At 43.0% G+C, this 21,452-nt stretch carries 18 protein-coding genes and 1 pseudogene; 10 read left to right on the top strand and 9 right to left on the bottom strand.

Features of this window, described 5'->3' with window-relative positions; translation table 11 throughout:
• Positions 1 to 13: 13 nt before the first annotated feature.
• The 7 genes and pseudogenes from HUN01_RS14970 to HUN01_RS15000 form a co-directional block, all read right to left on the bottom strand.
• Positions 14 to 385 carry a hypothetical protein gene (locus HUN01_RS14970; protein WP_181931934.1) on the bottom strand — a complete coding sequence of 124 codons (372 nt, stop codon included), beginning with the start codon at positions 383 to 385 and terminating at the stop codon, positions 14 to 16.
• A gap of 66 nt (positions 386 to 451) precedes the next feature.
• On the bottom strand, positions 452 to 1,438 hold the full coding sequence (secF, locus tag HUN01_RS14975; RefSeq protein WP_181931935.1) for a protein translocase subunit SecF: 987 nt from the start codon (positions 1,436 to 1,438) through the stop codon (positions 452 to 454).
• Positions 1,438 to 2,847: a protein translocase subunit SecD gene (gene secD / locus HUN01_RS14980; RefSeq protein WP_181932695.1), complete on the bottom strand. Its 1,410-nt coding sequence runs from the start codon at positions 2,845 to 2,847 to the stop codon at positions 1,438 to 1,440. Before secD ends, secF begins: the two co-directional genes overlap by 1 nt.
• Positions 2,848 to 2,976: 129 nt before the next feature.
• Complete coding sequence (locus tag HUN01_RS14985) at positions 2,977 to 3,960, bottom strand: alpha-ketoacid dehydrogenase subunit beta (RefSeq protein WP_069070088.1); 984 nt, start codon at positions 3,958 to 3,960, stop codon at positions 2,977 to 2,979.
• Between the two features lie 366 nt (positions 3,961 to 4,326).
• Positions 4,327 to 4,557, bottom strand: a pseudogene (locus HUN01_RS14990) (VapC toxin family PIN domain ribonuclease); the annotation flags it as partial.
• Positions 4,558 to 4,668: 111 nt separating this feature from the next.
• Positions 4,669 to 5,649 carry a porphobilinogen synthase gene (hemB, locus tag HUN01_RS14995; protein ID WP_179074055.1) on the bottom strand — a complete coding sequence of 327 codons (981 nt, stop codon included), beginning with the start codon at positions 5,647 to 5,649 and terminating at the stop codon, positions 4,669 to 4,671.
• A 411-nt stretch (positions 5,650 to 6,060) separates the two neighbouring features.
• On the bottom strand, positions 6,061 to 6,420 hold the full coding sequence (locus HUN01_RS15000; protein WP_181931936.1) for a DUF4870 domain-containing protein: 360 nt from the start codon (positions 6,418 to 6,420) through the stop codon (positions 6,061 to 6,063).
• Positions 6,421 to 6,544: 124 nt separating this feature from the next.
• Between HUN01_RS15000 and prfC the strand changes: the two genes are divergently transcribed.
• The 5 genes from prfC (at position 6,545) to HUN01_RS15025 (ending at position 13,856) form a co-directional block, all read left to right on the top strand.
• Positions 6,545 to 8,173, top strand: coding sequence for a peptide chain release factor 3 (gene prfC / locus HUN01_RS15005; RefSeq protein ID WP_181931937.1), 1,629 nt, complete (start codon positions 6,545 to 6,547; stop codon positions 8,171 to 8,173).
• 212 nt (positions 8,174 to 8,385) lie between these two features.
• Positions 8,386 to 10,656: a M48 family metallopeptidase gene (locus HUN01_RS15010; RefSeq protein WP_181931938.1), complete on the top strand. Its 2,271-nt coding sequence runs from the start codon at positions 8,386 to 8,388 to the stop codon at positions 10,654 to 10,656.
• A 765-nt stretch (positions 10,657 to 11,421) separates the two neighbouring features.
• Positions 11,422 to 11,937, top strand: coding sequence for an RNA recognition motif domain-containing protein (locus HUN01_RS15015; RefSeq protein ID WP_181931939.1), 516 nt, complete (start codon positions 11,422 to 11,424; stop codon positions 11,935 to 11,937).
• A 469-nt stretch (positions 11,938 to 12,406) separates the two neighbouring features.
• Positions 12,407 to 12,847 carry a SufE family protein gene (locus HUN01_RS15020; protein WP_181931940.1) on the top strand — a complete coding sequence of 147 codons (441 nt, stop codon included), beginning with the start codon at positions 12,407 to 12,409 and terminating at the stop codon, positions 12,845 to 12,847.
• Positions 12,848 to 12,941: 94 nt separating this feature from the next.
• Positions 12,942 to 13,856: an alpha/beta fold hydrolase gene (locus tag HUN01_RS15025; RefSeq protein ID WP_181932696.1), complete on the top strand. Its 915-nt coding sequence runs from the start codon at positions 12,942 to 12,944 to the stop codon at positions 13,854 to 13,856.
• Positions 13,857 to 13,908: 52 nt separating this feature from the next.
• On the opposite strand, the gene HUN01_RS15030 is transcribed toward HUN01_RS15025, so the two are convergent.
• Complete coding sequence (locus HUN01_RS15030; protein WP_181931941.1) at positions 13,909 to 14,853, bottom strand: all3515 family Zur-repressed PEP-CTERM protein; 945 nt, start codon at positions 14,851 to 14,853, stop codon at positions 13,909 to 13,911.
• Between the two features lie 299 nt (positions 14,854 to 15,152).
• On the opposite strand from HUN01_RS15030, the gene HUN01_RS15035 reads away from it, so the two are divergent.
• The 5 genes from HUN01_RS15035 (at position 15,153) to HUN01_RS15050 (ending at position 19,797) form a co-directional block, all read left to right on the top strand.
• Complete coding sequence (locus HUN01_RS15035) at positions 15,153 to 16,124, top strand: CobW family GTP-binding protein (RefSeq protein ID WP_181931942.1); 972 nt, start codon at positions 15,153 to 15,155, stop codon at positions 16,122 to 16,124.
• 86 nt (positions 16,125 to 16,210) lie between these two features.
• Positions 16,211 to 17,272 (top strand): WD40 repeat domain-containing protein, encoded by a 1,062-nt coding sequence (locus HUN01_RS15040; protein WP_181931943.1) that lies wholly within the window; start codon positions 16,211 to 16,213, stop codon positions 17,270 to 17,272.
• Positions 17,273 to 17,350: 78 nt separating this feature from the next.
• Positions 17,351 to 17,623, top strand: a complete 273-nt coding sequence (locus HUN01_RS15045) for a hypothetical protein (RefSeq protein ID WP_181931944.1) — start codon at positions 17,351 to 17,353, stop codon at positions 17,621 to 17,623.
• A 229-nt stretch (positions 17,624 to 17,852) separates the two neighbouring features.
• Positions 17,853 to 17,984 carry a hypothetical protein gene (locus tag HUN01_RS36095; RefSeq protein ID WP_257798303.1) on the top strand — a complete coding sequence of 44 codons (132 nt, stop codon included), beginning with the start codon at positions 17,853 to 17,855 and terminating at the stop codon, positions 17,982 to 17,984.
• A 208-nt stretch (positions 17,985 to 18,192) separates the two neighbouring features.
• Positions 18,193 to 19,797 (top strand): NAD(P)H-quinone oxidoreductase subunit N, encoded by a 1,605-nt coding sequence (locus HUN01_RS15050; protein ID WP_181931945.1) that lies wholly within the window; start codon positions 18,193 to 18,195, stop codon positions 19,795 to 19,797.
• 178 nt (positions 19,798 to 19,975) lie between these two features.
• Here the strand turns inward: HUN01_RS15050 and HUN01_RS15055 are convergent, their stop codons facing one another.
• On the bottom strand, positions 19,976 to 21,439 hold the full coding sequence (locus tag HUN01_RS15055; protein ID WP_181931946.1) for a PAS domain-containing sensor histidine kinase: 1,464 nt from the start codon (positions 21,437 to 21,439) through the stop codon (positions 19,976 to 19,978).
• Positions 21,440 to 21,452: the final 13 nt, after the last annotated feature.

The raw sequence follows: 21,452 nt of genomic DNA on the forward strand, positions 1-21,452 counted from the left end.
ACGATTTGAAGATTTAATGACAAATCCACTTCCACAGAGGATGAGTTGGCCCCTGTTGACGTATTCGAGAAACTTGCTTTTCTAAACGTTGTTTTTCTTGCTGTGGTAGTCCGAGTAAGATATTCCGACTTTGCCAAACTAAAACAGCAGCGGTCATTCCGATACAAAAGGCTAAACCAAAGGTAGACAGTGGATTGTAGAAAAGCCCATATCGCACCGCCACCCAGGTAAAATATTGTTGCCACAGAGAAATTTCTGCACGTAGACCCCACAAGGAAGCAGGGGCAACAGTGAGCCATAAACAGCCCACAAATAGCCATCTACCATATATTGTCAACCTATGTAATCTTTCTACTTGTTGAGTAAAGGATGGGTCAGTTGTCATTTGTCATTTGTCCTTTGTCATTTGTCATTTGCTAAAGACTAATGCCCAATGTCCAATACTCAATGACTAATTACCCGCAGATGTATCAATCGATTCATCAGTGACTACCACACTTGTTTCACCATTGCGCTCTCGCCACAAAGTTAGAAGAGTACTAGCGATGAAAATACTTGAATAAGCCCCGGCTGTAAAGCCAATAATTAAAGCTAAGGCAAAGTTTTTCAGTGTCTCGCCACCAAACAGAAAGATAGCGAATAATGATAGCATCGTGGTTAAAGTCGTGTTGATAGACCTTGCTAGGGTTTGGTTCACAGCATCATCCACAATGTCAGCGATCGCTCGATCGGGATTAATTTTCAGGGTTTCTCGAATGCGATCGTAAATCACCACCGTATCGTTGACTGAAAAACCTGTAATTGTGAGTAAAGCAACGATGAACAGGCTATCTACTTCAGTACCCAGTACTAAACCCAAAATCGAAAAGATCCCTGCCGTAATTAAGACATCATGTAATAGCGCAACGATCGCAAACACCGCATAATCCAACTGAAAACGGAAGCTCAAGTAGATTATGATGCCTGCAAAGGAAACTATTAAAGCTATTACCCCAGACCTAAATAGTTCTGATCCCAGAGTAGGACCAACCGTGTCAAATTGATTTTTTTGTTGGTCAAAAGTACCGACTTTTTCACTTAAGGCATTTTGCAAATTGGTACGCTGTTCGCGATCCAAGTTTTTTGTGCGAATTGATATACCATTTTGTCCACCAGTGTCTCTGTCAGTGACAATTTGGATGCTGCTATCGCCCAGTCCTTGTTCTTTAGCTACTTCTCGGACGATATTAATATCAATTGGCTGGTCGCAGTTACCGGGTTTGGTACAATCCCGTTCAAACTGCAATCGTGTACCACCAACAAAATCTAAACTGGGACGTAGGGGTGCTTTGATATTCGGGTTTTGCCAAGAAATCACCATTGAGATGAAACCGGCGAGAATGAAGGCACTAGAAATAGCCCACCAAAGCGATCGCGATTTGTTAATACTCAGTTTCATTAAGCCACCTCTGCCTTATTTGATGTTGGCAGGTTCGGAGAGAAAAGTTCTGGTTTCTTGAATGCGGGAATTGTAATTGCTAAAAACATTAAGGTGCGACTACAGGTAACTGCTGTAAACATACTCACCATTACACCCAAGGCCAAAGTTAGGGCGAAGCCTTTTACCAAACCAGCCCCTAGCCAGAATAGTGCCGCACAGGCAATGACTGTAGTCACGTTGCCGTCTAAAATACTGGAAAAGGCGCGGTAAAAACCAGATTCTACAGAACGATAAAGGGATTTGCCTGCTTGCAATTCTTCACGCGTCCGCTCAAAAATTAGCACATTCGCATCTACCGCCATCCCAATACTGAGGATGAAACCGGCAATTCCTGGTAGGGTCAGGGTGACACCCAATAAAGCAAAGGTAGCCCAGGTCAGCAATGCGTAAATCAATAGTGCGACATCGGCAATCAGTCCTGGTAGTCTATAGTACACCACCATAAATATTAATACTAAAGTCAGACCACCGATTCCAGCGTAGATACTGCTAGTGATGCTGTCTTTACCCAAGGTTGCTCCAACAGTGCGGATTTCGGCAATTTCTACTGGTACGGGTAATGCGCCACCTCGTAGCTGTACACCTAAGTCATTGGCTTGTTGTGGGGTAAACCGTCCTGTAATTACGGCAGAGCCACCAGTAATACCAGTGGCGGCAAATTCTATACCTACAGTAGGAGCGCTAATCAGTTCATTGTCCAGAAAAACACCAATGCTGCGCCCAGTACCGGCGAGATTTTTCGTCAAATTGGCAAACAGTTCACCACCCTGTTGGTCGAAGCGAATGGCAACATTCCAGTTGTCGCCTTGAGTGGGTTCACCGTATGCATCCTTGAGGTATTTGCCAATTAGCGGTGGATTAGTGCTTTCAAACAATTCTGCGATCGCTTGATTACTGTTCTGTAAATCTTCTTGATTTTTGACAATTGCTGCTTTGTCGGTGCTCTTTCTCAACTCTTCTTGCTTGGCTTTCAATTCGGCTCTAGATGCTTGGAAAGCAAGCAGTTGGGTTTCTGTATTCGGCTTTTGTGTCCGAAATTCTAACTGCGCTGTACCCCCTAGCACCCGTTCAGCTTGCTCTGGATCATTAACTCCTGGTAGTTGTACCAATATTTTATCTGTGCCGACTGTTTGAATTACTGGCTCAGAAACACCCAAACCATTAATCCGACCTTCGACAACTTTCTTCACACCTTCCAATTCTCGTTCGGTGATTTTGGGAATATCCGCTGATGGTTTCACCTGAATTGTGAGTTGTGACCCTCCGCGCAAGTCCAGTCCAAGGGGTATCGGAATTGTGGCAATCACCGTAATAGCGGCGATTATCAGGACTAAAATCAAAATTAATAGCGATCGCTGTCTTTGCATACCATAACTCGCAACTGACAAAGGCTATAATAGCGCTCTTTTATGGAGTTATGAGCAAGTATTGGGTACTGGGGATCGAGCATTGGGGATTGATTATTATCCTTATACCCAGTCCCCAGTCCCCAATCCCTAGACTCGCAAAGCTACCATTTTTTCCACAGCTTCCACGATTTGCTCTGGTTGGATGATTGTTAGTCGTTCCAGATTACCGTTATAAGGTGTGGGAATATCTTGGGAAGAAAGCCGTAGTACTGGCGCATCCAATTCATCGAATAAGCGATCGTTTATTGAGGCGATGACTTCTGCTCCAATACCCGCAGTTCGCATTGATTCTTCCACAACAATGACTTTATGGGTTTTTCTTATTGATGCACCAATGGTATCAAAATCTAATGGTTTGAGGGATATTAAATCGATAACTTCTGGATCGTATCCTTGTTTTTCAAGAGTTTTCACAGCTTGCAACACATGATGCCGCATTCGCGAATAAGTAATAATTGTGACATCTTTACCCTCACGCACAACTTCTGCTTTATCCAGAGGTAGCAAGTATTCTTCTTCTGGTAAATCTTCTTTCAAGTTGTAAAGTAAAACGTGTTCAAAGAACAACACTGGATTATCATCGCGGATAGCGGATTTTAGTAGACCTTTAGCATTTCTTGGTGTGGAACAGGCAACAATCTTCAACCCTGGCACAGCTTGGAAGTAAGTTTCTAGTCGCTGTGAATGTTCTGCGCCTAGCTGCCGTCCCACACCCCCAGGGCCGCGAATTACCATCGGAATTTTAAAGTTACCGCCGGAAGTATAGCGGAGCATCCCAGCGTTGTTGGATATTTGATTAAAGGCGAGCAATAAAAAGCCCATATTCATGCCTTCAATGATGGGGCGTAACCCAGTCATTGCGGCTCCCACAGCCATCCCAGTAAAGCTATTTTCAGCGATTGGGGTGTCTAGAATGCGGAGTTCGCCATATTTTTGGTACAGGTCTTTGGTAACTTTATAGGAACCGCCGTAATGTCCTACATCTTCACCGAGAACGAATACGCTGGAATCACGTGCCATTTCTTCATCAATGGCTTCCCGTAAGGCGTTGAAGAATAGTGTTTCTGCCATTTAGACCTTTTAGTACGATTATGGTTTTAGAATTTTATCGTGCTGCTGTCACAAATACAGTGAGCGATCGCACTAGTTAGAGATTGGGTTGTTTAAACGATCCTCTTCATTGGAGCAAGAATATAAGAAACGTGGAGCCAAATAAAACGCAAAACTTTAACTCCGTAACAGAGGCGGAATGGACAGCTGATTCTCAGATATATAGTTGCTGTTGCATTCCGTCAAGCTTAACGCATCAATACTTGAGAAAAATTATGTTACGAAAATCACTAACGCACCCTACATTAGGAGTTGCAAATTCATAAATCCACCTACCTAAGTTAGATTTTATAGGTTTTAGGACTTACGCATTGACAATCGCAATCCTTAAAATACCGACTCAAAAGGTTTTTTCCGATAACGCCGATAAATATCAAAATCACTGTCCAAAGTAGCGTAGGCGTATTCCGCCGCAGGCATCGCAGCAATATCTAAGCGTTCCGAAATGACGATCAATGATAAATCTGCAAAATCCCCTGGTAAATCTCTGTACTGAGTATTCAACTCAGCAATACGCGAAAAATCTTGAGGTAATAATTGCTCACACTCATAGAGTTGTAGCACCAGCCAAACCCAAAATACCAAAATCTCACACCCAGACACCAAAACACAACTCTGTGCCTCTGCGCCTCTGCGTGAGATTTCTAAATTCTTGCTCAATCGCTCACCTTACTTTAACCATCGCGCCGCATCTTTGGCATGGTAAGTCAAAATCAAGTCTGCACCAGCCCGTTTAAAGCCTGTTAAAGTCTCCATAACCACGCGCTCCTCATCAATCCAACCATTGAGAGCCGCAGCTTTCACCATCGCATACTCACCAGAAACATTGTAAGCTGCAACGGGTAAGTTACTCGCTTCCTTCACGCGCCAGATAATGTCCATGTATGCCAAGGCTGGCTTAACCATGAGCATATCAGCACCTTCAGCGATATCCAATTCAATCTCTTTAATTGCTTCGCGGGCGTTACCTGGGTCCATTTGGTAAGTTCTTCTGTCCCCAAATTGTGGTGTCGAGTCTGCTGCATCCCGAAATGGGCCATAATAACCCGAAGCATACTTAGCAGCATAAGACAAAATCGGCGTGTCTTGAAATCCTGCTTCATCTAAACCCTGACGAATTGCTTGCACAAACCCATCCATCATCCCCGAAGGCGCAATGATATCCGCACCGGCTTTCGCTTGAGAAACTGCTGTTTTTTTCAACAATTCCAAAGTTGGGTCATTTAAAACTCGTCCCGTTAAATCACCAACTTGTAAATAACCACAATGACCGTGGCTGGTATACTCACACAAACAAGTATCAGCAATTACAATCAAATCTGGCACTGCTGCTTTTACCGCCGTCGCTGCTTTTTGGACGATACCGCAATCATGCCAAGCGCCAGTAGCATCCACATCTTTATCAGCCGGAATCCCAAATAAAATAATCGAAGGAATTCCTAAGTCGTAAACTTCTTTTGCTTCTTCAACAATTTTATCTACCGAAAGTTGGTAGACTCCGGGCATGGATTTCACCTCGTTAGCGATTCCCTCACCGGGTACGGCAAATAATGGGTAGATTAAATCGCTTGTTGTTAAAACAGTTTCACGAACCATCCGACGCAGTTGGGGATGAGTACGCAGACGACGGGGACGATGTGTAGGAAACATAAAATTTTATGAAGAAAAACAACGCAATTGGACACAAAACAAAGCGTCACAAAAGCAGGCTAAAATTTTCCTGCCGTCAGACAGACTACAAACAGTGCTTAACTGTCCTTTTGCCCTACTCTTAATCAAGTTGTGGGGCAATTTTGTATTCTACAGCTTGGTTGCATCTATCCGACGGACTGGAAAAAAAACAACATAGTAAGCAATTCAAAATTCAGAATGGTTAAGGCTGTCTATTGGCAAAATTTTGGCGAATTGAGGGTTGAAATTTAAACGCAAAGTGGCGCAGAGGTAAACGCAGAGGCACGCAGAGAATTTGCTACTAATTAATGAAAGGTTGTACTTGGTAGTAAATAACTGACAATGCCCAATGCCCCATGCCCCATGCCCCATTCCCAATGATAATTTGTGTTAAAAAACTCGGAAAATATAGGGATAGCGGAAGGGTATATCAGGATTACTGAAAACTCCGATGAGTGCCCAAATTGTTAATCCCCAGTGCAATAGATATCCCAGACCGGCTAGTGGCCCCAGCAATAATAGAGGTAATACTAACCAACCGAATAGAAAAAACAACGCTCCCAGAATTCCTCCGTAAAGCCAGACATTAAAGTGGAAATTGATGGATTCTTTGGCGTTTTCTTTAACAACAGGATCATCAGAGACGAGCAGTATAGCGATAGGTATACCTACAGATACCAAGGTTGTGCTGAAAAATATAGCTCCATGCGACAAGGCAGATAGAAGCTTTCGCTTGTCTGTGTCGTACATTCTTTTCTCCTATTTAGTCAGATTGTTGGTTATATTACGACCCTATCACGAGCATCGTTGTCTTAAGATTAAAAGACTTACAAGAGCCAAGAAAAATTAAGTTAGCTAACAAACAAATACACTTATGTCTACTGAACTTCAGTCTGAACTTATTCAAGCGGTTGAACTTCGCCGCAATTTTGCGATTATATCTCACCCTGATGCGGGTAAAACTACACTAACAGAAAAGCTACTTCTGTACGGAGGTGCAATTCACGAAGCTGGGGCGGTGAAGGCGCGACGGGCGCAGCGAAAGGCTACCTCTGACTGGATGGCGATGGAGCAACAACGGGGTATTTCCATCACCTCCACAGTGTTGCAATTTGAATACCGGAACTGTCAAATAAATTTATTAGATACGCCGGGACACCAAGATTTCAGTGAAGATACTTATCGGACACTTGCCGCCGCCGATAATGCCGTGATGCTGATTGATGCGGCAAAAGGTTTGGAACCCCAAACCCGCAAATTGTTTGAAGTGTGTAAGTTGCGGGGTATCCCGATTTTTACATTTGTCAACAAGCTCGATCGCCCAGGTAGGGAACCTCTGGAACTGTTGGATGAAATTGAGCAAGAATTGGGATTACAAACCTATGCGGTCAACTGGCCGATTGGTATGGGCGATCGCTTTAAAGGTATTTTTGACCGACACAAGCAACAAATACACCTCTTTGAGCGCAGTTTCCACGGTAGCCGCGAAGCCCGTGATACGATAATCGAGTTAGGTGATCCGAGAATAGAAGAACAGCTAGAACAAGACATCTACCACCAACTGAAAAACGATCTAGAACTGTTAGAAGGAGTTGGGCCAGAGCTAGATTTACAGTTGATACACGAAGGCAAAATGACGCCTGTGTTCTTTGGTAGCGCCATGACTAACTTCGGGGTAGAGTTATTCCTCAAGTATTTCCTCGACTATGCCCTCAAACCCGGTTCTCATGTCAGCAGTGTTGGCGAAGTTCCACCTACATACCCAGAATTTTCGGGGTTTGTCTTCAAACTGCAAGCGAATATGGACCCGAAGCACCGCGATCGCGTCGCATTTATCCGGGTCTGCACTGGTAAGTTTGAAAAAGATATGATGGTGAATCACGCCCGCATTGGTAAACTCATCCGTCTATCTCGCCCGCAAAAACTCTTTGCTCAAGAGCGGGAATCGATTGATGTGGCTTATCCTGGCGATGTGATCGGTTTGAATAATCCCGGTGTTTTTGCGATCGGGGATACAATCTACACGGGACAAAAACTCGAATATGAGGGGATTCCGTATTTCTCGCCGGAACTGTTTGCGTCTATGAGGAATCCCAACCCCTCAAAATCTAAACAATTCCAAAAAGGCGTTGCGGAATTGCGAGAAGAAGGTGCTGTACAAATTATGTATTCAATTGATGAAGCCAAGCGCGATCCAATTTTGGCGGCGGTGGGTCAGTTGCAATTCGAGGTAGTGCAGTTTCGCTTACAAAATGAATATGGTGTAGAAACCATATTAGAGTTATTGCCCTACAGTGTCGCCCGTTGGGTTGAGGGTGGTTGGGAAGCATTAGAAAAAGTGGGACGAATATTCAACACCACTACAGTTAAAGACAGTATGGGACGCCCAGTGTTACTATTCCGCAATGAATGGAATTGTCAACAATTATTGGGCGACCATCCAGAGTTAAAATTAAGCGCGATCGCTCCAGTATTTTCTAGTCAAAAACCAGTGGAGGAATGAAGAAGAATCCAGAATACAGAATTCAGAATTCAGAATTAATCCTACCAGAAGTCCCAACTGAATTCTGACTCCTGACTCCTGACTCCTGAATTCAATCTTTATCGTTCACTTGACAAGCAAAACTTGAGCGCGGTTGAGTTCCACGGCATCCGAGGTTCGCGCTTTTGCACAAACGTGGATCACCTAGAAGAGATTGGAGTGCCAGAATTTGTATGCCTTCACATGCCAAATCGTCTTTGGAGGCTGGTTTAGTTGCCCTCAAGCAGGGAAATTACCAAACAGCGATCGCTCACTTAGAACCTATTGCTAGTAGCCAAAGCAATGGTACTGCTAGCTTACAAGCCCAAGTTGGTTTAGTGATGGCTTATGCTCGCACTGGCGAAGTGTCCAAAGCGATCGCTATATCCCAGAATCTCATTGAGAGTAATAATCCGCAAGTTCAAGAGTGGGCAACACGCGCTCTCGAACACCTGACAAAACGTAAAAAACGCGATCAAGAATCAAAAAATGTCGAAACTGGATTTGTTGCCTTTAATAATTCAACTCCAGATTCTGCCCCAGTTCCCCCCCCGGAAACTCCTACATTAGAGGAAAAACCAAAAGATCAAGTCACAGAAAGCAAAAGCGACGACTCCCCGTCGATGGTGCCACTCGCTAGACTCAAAGCTACGGTAGCATCTCCATTACCACCACCGACGACTGCACCCCTAAATGGCTTCATGGGTTCTGTGACTCGCACCCAAGCCAAATTATTCGGTGTTATTTATTGGCGGCAAGCACAACGCGCTAGAGCATGGCAACCGCTACGCAAACCGAAATTAATTCCTTTGCGGCTACTGTCAGCAGGGACATTCATCGCCCTGTTTTGGGTTATGCGAGAAATCCTGAAGTTAGCATTGGGATTCATCAACCAGACTTTAGTCAAACTACCTTATCTGGAGCCGCTGCAACTTTTATACCGCGATCCTACTAGATTGTTGCTAATAGTATTGGTGATTTTAATCGGAGTATCACCTTGGTTGCTGGATCTGCTACTGGCGAAATTGTATGGTCAGCGAGAATTTCCTAAAGATGTATTGAATACCCATAGCCGCGAAGCCGTTCGGGTGCTACAACGTTGTTGCCAACAGCGACACTGGCCCATACCCAAACTGCGGATTTTACCAATGGCTGCACCAATTATCCTGACTTATGGTAGTTTACCACGTAATGCCAGGATTGTTGTGAGTCAAGGGCTATTAGAGCAATTAGCAGATGATGAAATCGCCACTATTTACGCCACGCAATTAGGGCATATTGCTCACTGGGATTTTGCTGTGATGTCTTTGTTGCTGCTGGTGACACTACCAATTCATCAGCTATATCAGCAAGTGTCGCAGTGGGGAGACAAAATATCAGCGAAAATTTGGCGCTGGCCGGTGACAATTGTGGCTAGTCTAATTTATGGAGTTTGGTCTTTGCTGACTGGGACTGGATTGTGGTTATCGCGGTTGCGGCTTTATTATAGCGATCGCGTTGCATCTGAAATTACTGGCAATCCCAATGCCCTGATTCGTGCTTTACTCAAAATTGCTATTGGTATTGCAGCTGATATCCAAAAACAGGAACAGACGAGTTGGCAACTAGAAAGCTTAAATCTTTTGACACCAGTCAGCTACCAACAGAGCCTCGCTTTGGGCACTATTGCCAGCAATCTATCTTTTGAAGCCTTTTTGAAATGGGATACTGCCAATCCCTATCGCCGATGGTTTACGATTAATAGTAGTCATCCTTTGATAGGCGATCGCATCGAACGCCTCTGCCAAATAGCCCGTCACTGGCATCTAGACACCGAGCTACATTTTGCTAGCGAACCATCAAAGGTGAAGCGTCAGTCTTTCTTATTACAAATCGCTCCCTGGTTGGGAATCCCTCTAGGGGTTTTGTTTGCAGCTTTAGTCTGGATAACCTGGCAACTAGCATTCACACTAAAGTTTTTAAATCTAAAGTGGATATACGAAGATTGGTCTTTCATTACAGGCTGTCTTCTGATTGGCTTTAGCATCGGTACAGTGATGCGGATTAATTCTTTCTTCCCCGATATCAAACCTGACACTGTGCAAACTGACGACTACTTACCCAACCTCTTATCTGACCCTTCTGCCTTACCAATTGATAGCGTCAGCGTGCGTCTTGTGGGCAAATTATTAGGTCGTCAAGGCACTAGCAACTCCCTAGCGCAAGATTTAATCCTCCAATCCAGCGCAGGTTTAGTGAAATTACACCACATTTCTTGGCTAGGACAGTCAGTTAATCATCAGGATCTAATTGGTAGGCAAATTATCGTTACAGGTTGGTTCCGCCGAGGAGCAACACCTTGGATCGATATCCAAACCTTGGAAACTCAAAGTGGTAAAACCATTCATAGCCCTCATCCCATTTGGTCTACTTTTTTAGCAGTTGCAGCACAGGCTTGGGGCGCATACGTTTTTCTTACTGGTTAGTCATTGGTCATTTGTCATTGGTCATTAGCAAAGGACAAAGGACGAAGGACGAAGGACAAAGGACAAAGGACGAAGGACAAAGGACAAAGGACAAAGGACAAAGGACAAAGGACAAAGGACAAAGGACAAAGGACAAAGGACAAAGGACAAAGGACAAAGGACAAAGGACAAATCGGAATGTAAACAAAAGTTGCAGGTTTTCTTTACAAGTGTTACATTTATTTACACAAACATTAGCAGCCAACATAACTCAGCACTACAGCTTAGTGATGAATTCGGATGCTTTTCCCCCACTCCATACCTTTTTATCCTCCCAACACAGCAGGAAATCAACCAGCCACCGGCTGGTTTTTGTTTCAAAATATGCTCCCTTGAATAAAAAATGTGTTTTATGTTACGATGCAGTAATACTAACGTCGGAAATGTGTGCGCTAAACTAGCTACGTAGAAAATACCGTGGTAATGTAAGGAATGGTATTTGATTCTGCGAAAAATGCATAGAAGAAAGCGTGTACTTTAGCAGGCAATAGGCTATTAAATTTACAATTCTTAGAATTAAGGTGTTATTAGCTCACCATAGTGTGGGCCTTTGGATTAAACAAGCTTGATCCCGACGAAAAACTGTATTGTTGTATAAGTTGACAGTTTCGAGCAAAAAAATTGGTTAATGGCAGCCTTGGTTAATAGCATCTATTTATTAAAAGCCAAAGCCAAGCGATTGTTTTCTCGCCTTGCCATGTTCATTCAACTCTGGAGGTATAGTTCATGTCCGTTCGCCTATATATAGGTAATTTGCCTAAAGATGAAATAGATCGTCAAGATCTGCAAGCAGTTTTTGCAGCCGAAGGTGATGCTGTAACAACTAAATTAATTAAAGACCGCAAAACTGGCAAATGCCGTGGTTTCGGTTTTCTTACCGTCAACAATGACGAGCAAGCTGACGAAATCATTGAAAAGTATAATGGGCAGCTGTTCAAAGACACTCCCATTAAGCTAGAGAAGGCATTACCTCGGACAAAGGGTGAAGAGGGCGACGAGCAAGCTCCTAAACCAGTTACTCTTGCTAGTACTAGTAATAGTACCCCGACTCCTAGCCCCAACAGAGAAGGTAGCCGTCGTGAGAAAAGCTCTAAGAAGCCTCGTCGTGGCGGCAGTGGCGGCGGTGGTTCTCGTGAAACCAGCACCACAACCACAGATTCAGACACTATTCGTCCAGATCCTCGTTGGGCTTCAGAATTAGAAAAGCTGAAGCAGATGCTAGCTGCACAAACTACGAATTAATCCTTAAGGGAGAGAAGTTAAAAATTAAAAATCAGAATTTTTTTTGATTTTTAATTTTTAATTGTTGATAATTATCTAGCTGCTTAGTTTAATGAACTTGCAGCTAATTTTGTAAGTACGTAGGTGCAGCCAGGCGTAGGCATCGAATTGTCGAATCGTGGAGAATTGAGGGTTGAAATTTAAACGCAGAGGAACGCAAAGGTAAGCGCAGAGGCATGCAGAAAATATGCTACAAAGTAAGAAAATTTTTACTTAGAATAAAATTAAGTTTTTGTGATCAGACGCATTAAATAAACCTGGATGATAGGGATGCGATGCCTGCGGCGGGCTGCGCCTACGCAGTAATTAGCTGGATTTGATAAATTATATTCAGTAATGGCAAGCTTCATAATGCCAAGTGAACAAGAGGCGCTATCGCTCTAAAGATAATCTACACTCAAAGTGATACCGATCATTTTCAGCTTCTGTTATGTCCTCAACTCTAGATTCTTTGCCACCTGCGCTCGCTAAAATCGTCCAGCGCTTTCAACGGTCAACTGACCAAAGAAGACGTACTGAACAGCTAATTGGCTACGGTAAGAAGCTGAAGGATTTTCCAGATGCTGACAAAGTACCGGAAAATAAAGTTCCTGGTTGCGTTTCTCAAGTTTACATCACTGCTTCACTCAATGATGATAAGGTCGTATTCCGTGCTGACTCAGATGCCCTCATAAGCAAAGGGATGGTTGGTCTTTTAATTGAAGGATTAAATGGGCTAACTCCCACAGAAATATTACAAGTGACTCCAGATTTTATTCAAGAAACAGGCTTAAACGTTAGTCTGACAGCTTCCCGCGCTAATGGATTTTACAATATTTTTAGAACCATGCAAAAAAAAGCGTTGGAATGTAAGTTAGATTTACTTAGCTAAACTTGGTTATTGGTCATTAGTCATTAGTCATTTGCAAAGGACAAAGGACAACTGACAAATGACTAATAGCGTACAACTACCAAAATTTAGTCTTATGTCAAGCAATCTATTATCTACTCCTGCTGGTATTGGCTTTGGTGGAGTAGTTCAAGAATATCTCTGGAATTTTGAAAATCAGCAATTGCGGGTTGTTTATGAAACCCTCGGTAAAGGTTCACCGCTATTGCTACTACCATCTTTCAGCAGTGTTTCGACGCGTTTGGAAGTAGGCGAACTTGCCAAGTTACTAGCTCCCAATTTTCAAGTTGTAGCCATAGACTGGCCTGGTTTTGGTGAATCTTCTCGCCCTAGTTTGAATTATCGACCGGAAATTTATCAGCAATTTCTGGAAGATTTTGTCAAAGCTGTTTTTAATACTCCCATTACTGCGATCGCGGCTGGTCATGCTGCTAGTTACGTTTTACAATTAGCTGTGAAACAATCTGCTGCTTTCTCAAAGATTATATTGTTAGCTCCTACTTGGCGTGGGCCTTTGCCAACAATGGGCGCAAGTCAGCAAATAGCTGGCATTGTGAGAGAATTGGTGCGATCGCCTATACTTGGTCAAGCTCTCTACAAACTCAATACTGCCCCATCTTTATTAAGTTTTATGTACCGCCGTCATGTCTTTACTGACGCGGCTAAAATTACACCCAGTTTCATTGAGAAGAAGTGGCACACGACTCAACAACCAGGAGCGCGATTTGCATCTGCTGCCTTTGTCACTGGTAATCTTGATGCTGTACAAGAACAATCTGATTTTTTAGAACTTGTAAAGTCTCTAAGCATACCGCTCATGGTAGTAATTGGGGAATCCAGCCCCCCAAAATCACGAGAAGAAATGAACGCTTTGGTAGCATTACCAGGAGTGAAAAGTGTTGTTATCCCTGGTTCTCTGGGATTGCATGAAGAATACCCAGCAGTTGTTTTAGAAGCAGTTCAAGATTTTTTGTTCTCGTCAGAAAATTAAATCCTCGCACCAAGACGCAAAGATCATTTTGCACCTTGGTGCGAAATTAAAATTAGTTCAAACTACTGCGATTAAGTTTTTGCAAGCGAGAAAGAGAAAGCCCTAGTAGACCGACTATACCAAGACCAAGGACAGTTGAGGACTCAGGCACGGTATTGACTTCAAAATCAAAACTGAAAGTGCCAGACTCCTTAAAAGGAATGGGATTATTGCCATTGCCTAAATCAACGAGTTTGAATGATGCAGAGTAAGTTCCCAGTGGTGCAGCAGCATCAGTCCAAAAGGTAGGGGTGAACGAAAACTTATCACCACTGCCGATTGTGTAGATATCACCGACTGACTTGACAATATCAACACCTGCTGAATCACCAATATTCAATCCGCTACTAATTGACGCTAATTGTAAACCAATATTTGCACCCTCAAGGGAGGACTGCCAACGACCATTAGAGCTATTGAACAAATATTGGTTGTCTAATTCTTTTGAAGTTTTTAAAGACGCGATAGGTTCTATTGTCAGATTGCTATATTCCTTATCTGTTGCAGTACTAATCAAGCGACCAGTATAAAACCCTGTACCAGGTAATAATGTTAGCGGCGGTTGTTCTGAGTAAGATTCAGGAATCCGATTATTTGTATTGGTTGGGTTAATAGTTAGGTTATCTAAAGACCCTGAGTAGCTATAAGTACCAATGCCGTGGAAATGACTTGATTCCGGCGTGTCTTCATCCCTGTGTGCAAAGAGAAGGGTTAAACGATTGTAGTTGGGGTTCTCTAAACCTGCGTATGTCCCTGTAGAGAGAGCCTCCAAACCATCTAATCCAATATAAAAGCCCGTTTCATCTGAATGATTATGAGTATCATCTGCTTGTGCTGGCGCTAAAGCGGTAGATAAAACCAGTGGCGCAACAACTAAAAAGCTGACTGCAATAGACGCAGATGCTTGTCCTGTTTGAGTTACTTGCTTTTTCGAGCAGGTAGTGTTTCTTGAAACCACCACGCTTCTCCATCAATCTATAATTTTCTATGTGATAATGATTATCACGACAGCTACAGGATTGTCAAGGTACTAACCTGCGATTTCCCGCAGGGTGAGTTGGAATATTCTTATCAGCTACGCCAACCCGTGAATATTTATTACTTATTACAGATGCATAAAAATAAAATGTTTCTTGGTTAAATTATGTGATTATTGTGCTGAAAGCCAAAATAATAGCAAGTTCGCACAAAAATATAAAAAGATTTATCATAGGCGATAATGATTATCCATAAGGTGAGACAAGAGGAATTTAGAGTATGGTGGCTGACGTAATCAACAATTCAGTTCCCGTTACTGTTCTGACTGGCTATTTGGGAGCAGGTAAAACGACTCTACTTAATCACATCCTCACCTACGAACACGGCAAAAAAGTTGCTGTGATTGTCAATGAATTTGGGGAAGTGGGTATTGATAATCAATTGATTATCGATGCTGATGAAGAAATTTTTGAAATGAATAATGGCTGTATCTGTTGTACAGTGCGCGGCGATTTAATTCGCATCATTGGCAATTTGATGAAGCGGCGCGATAAATTTGACCATTTAGTAATTGAAACAACTGGATTAGCCGATCCTGCACCAGTGATTCAGACATTTTTTGTTGATGAAGACTTGCAAAGTCAACTATCTCTAGATGCGGTGGTGACAGTCGTAGATGCCAAGCACATCTCGCAGCACTGGGATGCAGACGAAGCCCAAGAACAGATTGCCTTTGCCGATGTAATTTTACTTAATAAAACAGATTTAGTAGCGCCAGAAGAGTTAAATGAATTAGAAAAACGGATTCGGGCGATGAATGCGATCGCAAAAATTTACCGTACTCAAAATTCCGAACTAGGAATGGATGCTTTATTAGGTGTAAAAGCCTTTGATCTAGATCGTGCATTAGAAATTGATCCAGATTTCTTAGGCGAAGATGCCCACGTTCACGATGAAACTGTCTATTCTGTAGCTTTAGTAGAAGCAGGTGCAGTTGATGGAGAAAAATTAAACACTTGGCTTTCCGAGTTACTGCGTACCCAAGGGCCAGATATTTTTCGGATGAAAGGTATTTTAAATATTGCTGGAGAAGATAATCGATTTGTATTCCAAGGAGTACACATGATATTTGATGGCAAACCCGATCGCCCCTGGAAACCAAGTGAAACTCCCAAAAACGAACTAGTCTTCATCGGCCGCAACCTTGATGCAGCCCAACTCAAGCAAGATTTTCTCGCTTGTCTAGCTTAAAACAAGCTGTTTTCGAGCAGGGGGTAGAGGGGAAATACTCATACCCCATGCCCAATGCCCCATGCCCCATGCCCTCCACATAAAATATGAACACCACAACCAGCAAATCTAAGGAATTTGAACAACACTATTCGGGGACACTTTCAGATTATGTAACTGCGATCGCTTGGTCGCCACAAGGTAAAACTTTAGCAGCAACTTCCGCCGCCGGGGAACTAGTTTTGTGGAATGATGCTGAACTCACAACCTTACAAACTGGTAATGGTAAATCAGTAGACTGTCTGGCATTTTCCCCAGATGGAAAATTTTTAGCCGTTGGTGGACAAGATGGACAAGTAAAAATTTGGCGCGACACTGAATTAATCGCCACCTTGGAAAATGCCCCCGCATGGGTTGACAAGCTAGCTTGGAATTACACCAGTAACCAACTAGCTTTTAGTTTGGGGCGTTACGTGCAAGTTTGGGATGCAGATACTCGTGAAATTGTCGTAACGCTGAATTTCGATAACTCTTCAGTATTGGGTATAGATTGGCGTATTGACGGACAATACTTAGCCATTAGTGGTTACAAGGGAGTCAAAATTTGGCATAGTCAAAACTGGGATGAAGAACCATACAGCTTAGATATGACTACTGTCAGTTTAGCTATGGCTTGGTCGCCCGATGGCAAATTCCTGGCTTCTGGCAACATGGATCGTAGTGTTACCGTTTTAGAATGGAACAACCCCGACCCGTGGGTGATGCGTGGCTTCCCTGGTAAAATTCGCCAATTGGCATGGTCGGAAGCTATGACTAAAGTAGGTGCGCCAATACTGGCATCTTCTAGCGTTGAAGGTATTGTGGTGTGGGAAAAGCTAGAGGATGATTCGTTAGGCTGGGAAGCACGAGTATTAACTAATCATGTGGGCGTGATTAATGCGATCGCCTTTGCACCAAAAAGTTTCCTTCTCGCTTCTGCTGCTGCTGACGGTTGGTTATGTTTATGGAACAAAGCCAAGGAAGTATCCCAAATTATCACAGGTGTCTCAGCAGGATTTTCCACCCTAGCTTGGCATCCCCAAGGTAAGTTACTGGCCGCAGGCGGTGAACAAGGCGAATTAGTTGTTTGGTCAAAAGTTTTGCGGGGTCAAGGATTTGGGCGTAGTTAAGTAATACTTGGTAATTAAAATTGAAGGTGGGCAATTTATTAGCTATGCTGTATCAGCAAAGCTATCTTTGTGTGAATTATGAACATAGTCAAACTGATTTTACTCGCCTGTCCTGCATTTCTGGTATCGATGCTGCTGGTAGTCAATCCAGCACACGCATCCAGCCTGAAATCTCTATACCCTACACAAATTGTTACGGTAGTATCTACACAACAAATTCCTGATCTGGTAACACCAAAGTTGACTCAAACATTTAATCCGATTATTGATCAACTTGGTTGCAATTGTGCAAACTGTGTTCAGTCTAAATTTCAGTCTTTACAAGGCAAACTGCCATCTGTCGATTTTTAATAAAGTTACGAGTTATGAATATTGTAGGGGCACAGCAATGCTCATAGGTGTCAACTTAACGTGAAACCGCACGTCCGCCAGGGATTGTAAATCCCTGTCTCATAGCTAAAGTCCTCTGAAGAGGACTAAGATAGCGCGAAAATTTTCAGTCTACTTCAGTAGACTTGAGCAATTAGTCAGGGATTTACAATCCCTGGCGGGTGAACAACACCCAATCAGTACGCTATTTTTGGCAAAAGTAGACACCAATGAGCAATGCTGTGCCCTTATTAGCTTTATAAGCTTTTTGTATGTGGCGATTGCCTACGGCACACTACGCGATCGCACTCATTGCTGCATAATTATTTATGATATTCGCTAAAGCTCACGCCTGAAAAACCAGGTAGGAAAGCTGTTAGGTAAATTCCTAGATACTGAGAAAGCTGCTGGTAAGCCAGTGACATTGGTGCAATCGCCATCTGCACCCAAGCTGTTAAGCTCTTGTTAAAAGAGCTAGTCTGGGAATTAGAAAACTTGCTAGAGTGAACAGAGTTAGCCTTAATGTCTAATCGCCAAAACCTATACATCTCATGGATTTTGCTAATATTGCATCCCAGCTAAACGCTGGAACGATTTTACCAGAGGGGATTGTTATTCTCACCCTCTTGGGGGTTTTGATTGTTGATTTGATTTTGGGGCGTACATCCGCGCGCTGGATTGGATATCTAGCGATCGCAGGTTTATTTGCTTCGATTGTCGCCCTATATTTTCAATGGGATTCTCCTAATCCCATCGGTTTTACCGGTAGCTTTAACAGTGATGACCTGAGTATCGTCTTTCGCGGTATTATTGCCTTGTCTGCGATCGCGACTATACTGATGTCAATTCGCTACGTTGAGCAGAGCGGCACTGCTTTAGCAGAATTCATCGCTATTTTGCTGAGTGCTACTTTAGGAGGGATGTTTTTATCCGGGGCTAGTGAGTTGGTGATGATTTTCATCTCCCTAGAAACCCTGAGTATCTCCTCTTACTTGTTGACAGGTTATACCAAGCGTGACCCCCGCTCCAACGAAGCGGCGCTGAAATACTTGTTAATTGGAGCTTCCAGCACGGCAATATTTTTGTACGGTGTATCACTGCTGTATGGACTATCGGGAGGACAAACCGAACTAAGTGCGATCGCGAATGGCATTGCCACAGCGAAAGTCGGTCAATCTTTAGGTTTAGTGATTGCCCTAGTTTTTGCGATCGCAGGTATTGGCTTCAAAATCTCCGCTGCACCCTTCCACCAGTGGACACCAGACGTTTACGAAGGCGCTCCCACCCCAGTCATCGCCTTTTTATCAGTCGGTTCCAAAGCAGCTGGGTTTGCCCTAGCCATCCGCTTGCTAACAACAGCCTTCCCACTTGTTGCTGAAGAGTGGAGGTTTGTCTTCACCGCTCTAGCCGTTCTCAGCATGATTTTGGGTAACGTAGTCGCCTTAGCCCAAACCAGCATGAAACGGATGCTAGCTTATTCATCCATTGCCCAAGCTGGGTTTGTGATGATTGGCTTGATTGCTGGTACACAGGCGGGCTATGCCAGTATGGTATTTTACCTACTGGTTTACCTGTTCATGAACCTGTGCGGCTTTACGTGCATCATCTTATTCTCACTGCGGACAGGAACCGACCAGATTGCCGAATACTCTGGTTTATATCAAAAAGATCCACTCCTAACACTGGCGTTGAGTATTTCCCTGCTTTCCTTGGGTGGTATTCCACCATTGGCAGGGTTTTTCGGCAAGATTTACTTATTTTGGGCTGGTTGGCAAGCAGGACTTTATTGGTTAGTCTTGCTAGGCTTAGTTACCAGCGTCGTCTCCATCTACTACTACATTCGCGTAGTTAAGATGATGGTAGTCAAAGAACCCCATGAAATGTCCGACGCAGTGAAGAATTATCCCCAAGTGCGTTGGGATTTGCCTGGGCTAAGACCTTTGCAAGTCGGGTTGGTAGTAACATTAATTGCCACTACCGTAGCAGGGATTTTATCAAATCCACTGTTTACATTGGCTAACAATTCCATCTCCAACACACCATTTTTGCAAGCAACAATCAACAGTAATGTAAAAGCACAAAATCTCCTGCTTTTGCCAAAGTTAGATTCGGTTAGTCAGTCTCAACCCTCAGTTGATTCTACTGCTAAGATTTAACCGAGTTTCAACTAAACTTTGTACTCAGCGACACGCCTGTTTGCTAATTAGCAGACAGGCGTTTGTTATATCTTTTAACTGAAATTTTATGAGACTGAATTAATAGGTATCCCAATACTACTCGGTTAAGCATTTTGAACCCAAAGTTTGGTTTTGGGAAAGGGTTAAAAAGTAAGAGTTAAAGGTTTTTAATTTCCCTTTCCCCCCGCCCCTTATCCCCAGAGGGGGCCCCACCTTCCCCTTTCCCCCTTAACCGACAAGTATTGATAGGTATCCTAATTATAAATTCTGCACCTTCTCCTGGAACAGAAAAACAGCTAAGTTGTCCGTTATGTTTTTCAACTATAATCTGATAGCTTATATATAGTCCTAGTCCAGTACCTTTGCCCACAGATTTAGTGGTAAAAAATGGATCAAATAGCTTTGAGCGAACTTGTTCATTTATTCCCAAACCATTATCAGCAATACTAACCACGATCCATTTTTCATCGACTAACTCAGTTTTAATTTGAATTTGGGGATTATTATTTATCCGTTTTTGATTGTCAGTTGTTTGTGAATTTACTTCTGACCACTGACTATTAAGCGCCGACGACTCCAGTGCATCGATCGCATTAGCAAGAATATTCATAAACACTTGATTAAGTTGACCAGGATAGCAAGTTATATTTGGCAGTTGACTATATTTTTTGATGACTTTGATTTCTGGGTACTCATGCCTAGCTTGCAGGCGATGCTCCAAAATCATTAAAGTACTATCAATTCCTTCATGGATATTGACTTGCTTAAGTTCTGCTTCATCAAGTCTGGAAAAGTTACGCAGTGATTTAACAATTTCCTGAATGCGTTCTGCTCCCACTTGCATTGACTTGAAAAGTTTAGTTATGTCTTGAATCAGAAAATCTAAGTCTATTTCTTCTACTTGCTCTTGAATTTCTGGAGGAGTCTCTGGACAAAATTGTTGATAAATTTGCACCAATTTTAGTAAATCATGAGTGTATTTATGGGCGTGATGAAGGTTCCCATAAATAAAACTCACTGGGTTATTAATTTCATGAGCAATACCAGCGACCATCTGACCTAAACTAGACATTTTTTCAGCTTGGATAAGCTGAGTTTGAGTAAGTTGTAGTTCGTTTAATGTTTCTTGTAAAGCAGTGGTACGTTCCTCAACCCGAATTTCTAACTCTTGATTCGCTTTCTTGAGTGCTTCCTCTGTCTGTTTTCGTCTCTGAACTTCTTTGGCTAACTCATCAATTTTTTCATTCAGGAGAACGAAATTACTGCTGGTCAAAGTTCTATTTTCCAAGCGTAAGAGAATTAAAGCTGAAGATTCAGGAGACCAAGGTTGAATAACGGCTCCTTGACTACGACATATTAATGTTTGCTCATCATTCTTTCGTAAAGTCAAGGAGCCAATAACCATTGCCCTGCTACTTGAACAAGCTTGCAGATACCTGACAATGTCGTTGGCAGGCTCAATTACAATTTCAAAAAGCATTCTTCCTTGCAGTTCTTGACGGCGTAACCCCAACATATCTGCCACTGGTTGATTGGTAGCTAACAACTGACCCTCTCCATTCACCAGAAGTAAAGGTTCTGGTAAAACTCTGGCAAATTCAAGAAATTGTTCAGGAGTCATGGTGCTTCCAATC

Source organism: Nostoc edaphicum CCNP1411 (genome assembly GCF_014023275.1).
In the GTDB taxonomy this organism is placed as follows: domain Bacteria; phylum Cyanobacteriota; class Cyanobacteriia; order Cyanobacteriales; family Nostocaceae; genus Nostoc; species Nostoc edaphicum_A.

Coding starts and splice junctions, on each gene's coding strand:
- HUN01_RS15040 (WP_181931943.1), top strand. CDS start 16,211: ATGAACACCACAACCAGCAAATCTAAGGAATTTGAACAACACTATTCG.
- HUN01_RS15045 (WP_181931944.1), top strand. CDS start 17,351: ATGAACATAGTCAAACTGATTTTACTCGCCTGTCCTGCATTTCTGGTA.
- HUN01_RS15055 (WP_181931946.1), bottom strand. CDS start 21,439: ATGACTCCTGAACAATTTCTTGAATTTGCCAGAGTTTTACCAGAACCT.
- hemB (WP_179074055.1), bottom strand. CDS start 5,649: ATGTTTCCTACACATCGTCCCCGTCGTCTGCGTACTCATCCCCAACTG.
- HUN01_RS15010 (WP_181931938.1), top strand. CDS start 8,386: ATGCCTTCACATGCCAAATCGTCTTTGGAGGCTGGTTTAGTTGCCCTC.
- HUN01_RS15020 (WP_181931940.1), top strand. CDS start 12,407: ATGTCCTCAACTCTAGATTCTTTGCCACCTGCGCTCGCTAAAATCGTC.
- HUN01_RS14985 (WP_069070088.1), bottom strand. CDS start 3,960: ATGGCAGAAACACTATTCTTCAACGCCTTACGGGAAGCCATTGATGAA.
- HUN01_RS15000 (WP_181931936.1), bottom strand. CDS start 6,420: ATGTACGACACAGACAAGCGAAAGCTTCTATCTGCCTTGTCGCATGGA.
- HUN01_RS15035 (WP_181931942.1), top strand. CDS start 15,153: ATGGTGGCTGACGTAATCAACAATTCAGTTCCCGTTACTGTTCTGACT.
- HUN01_RS14970 (WP_181931934.1), bottom strand. CDS start 385: ATGACAACTGACCCATCCTTTACTCAACAAGTAGAAAGATTACATAGG.
- prfC (WP_181931937.1), top strand. CDS start 6,545: ATGTCTACTGAACTTCAGTCTGAACTTATTCAAGCGGTTGAACTTCGC.
- HUN01_RS15025 (WP_181932696.1), top strand. CDS start 12,942: ATGTCAAGCAATCTATTATCTACTCCTGCTGGTATTGGCTTTGGTGGA.
- secD (WP_181932695.1), bottom strand. CDS start 2,847: ATGCAAAGACAGCGATCGCTATTAATTTTGATTTTAGTCCTGATAATC.
- HUN01_RS15015 (WP_181931939.1), top strand. CDS start 11,422: ATGTCCGTTCGCCTATATATAGGTAATTTGCCTAAAGATGAAATAGAT.
- secF (WP_181931935.1), bottom strand. CDS start 1,438: ATGAAACTGAGTATTAACAAATCGCGATCGCTTTGGTGGGCTATTTCT.
- HUN01_RS15050 (WP_181931945.1), top strand. CDS start 18,193: ATGGATTTTGCTAATATTGCATCCCAGCTAAACGCTGGAACGATTTTA.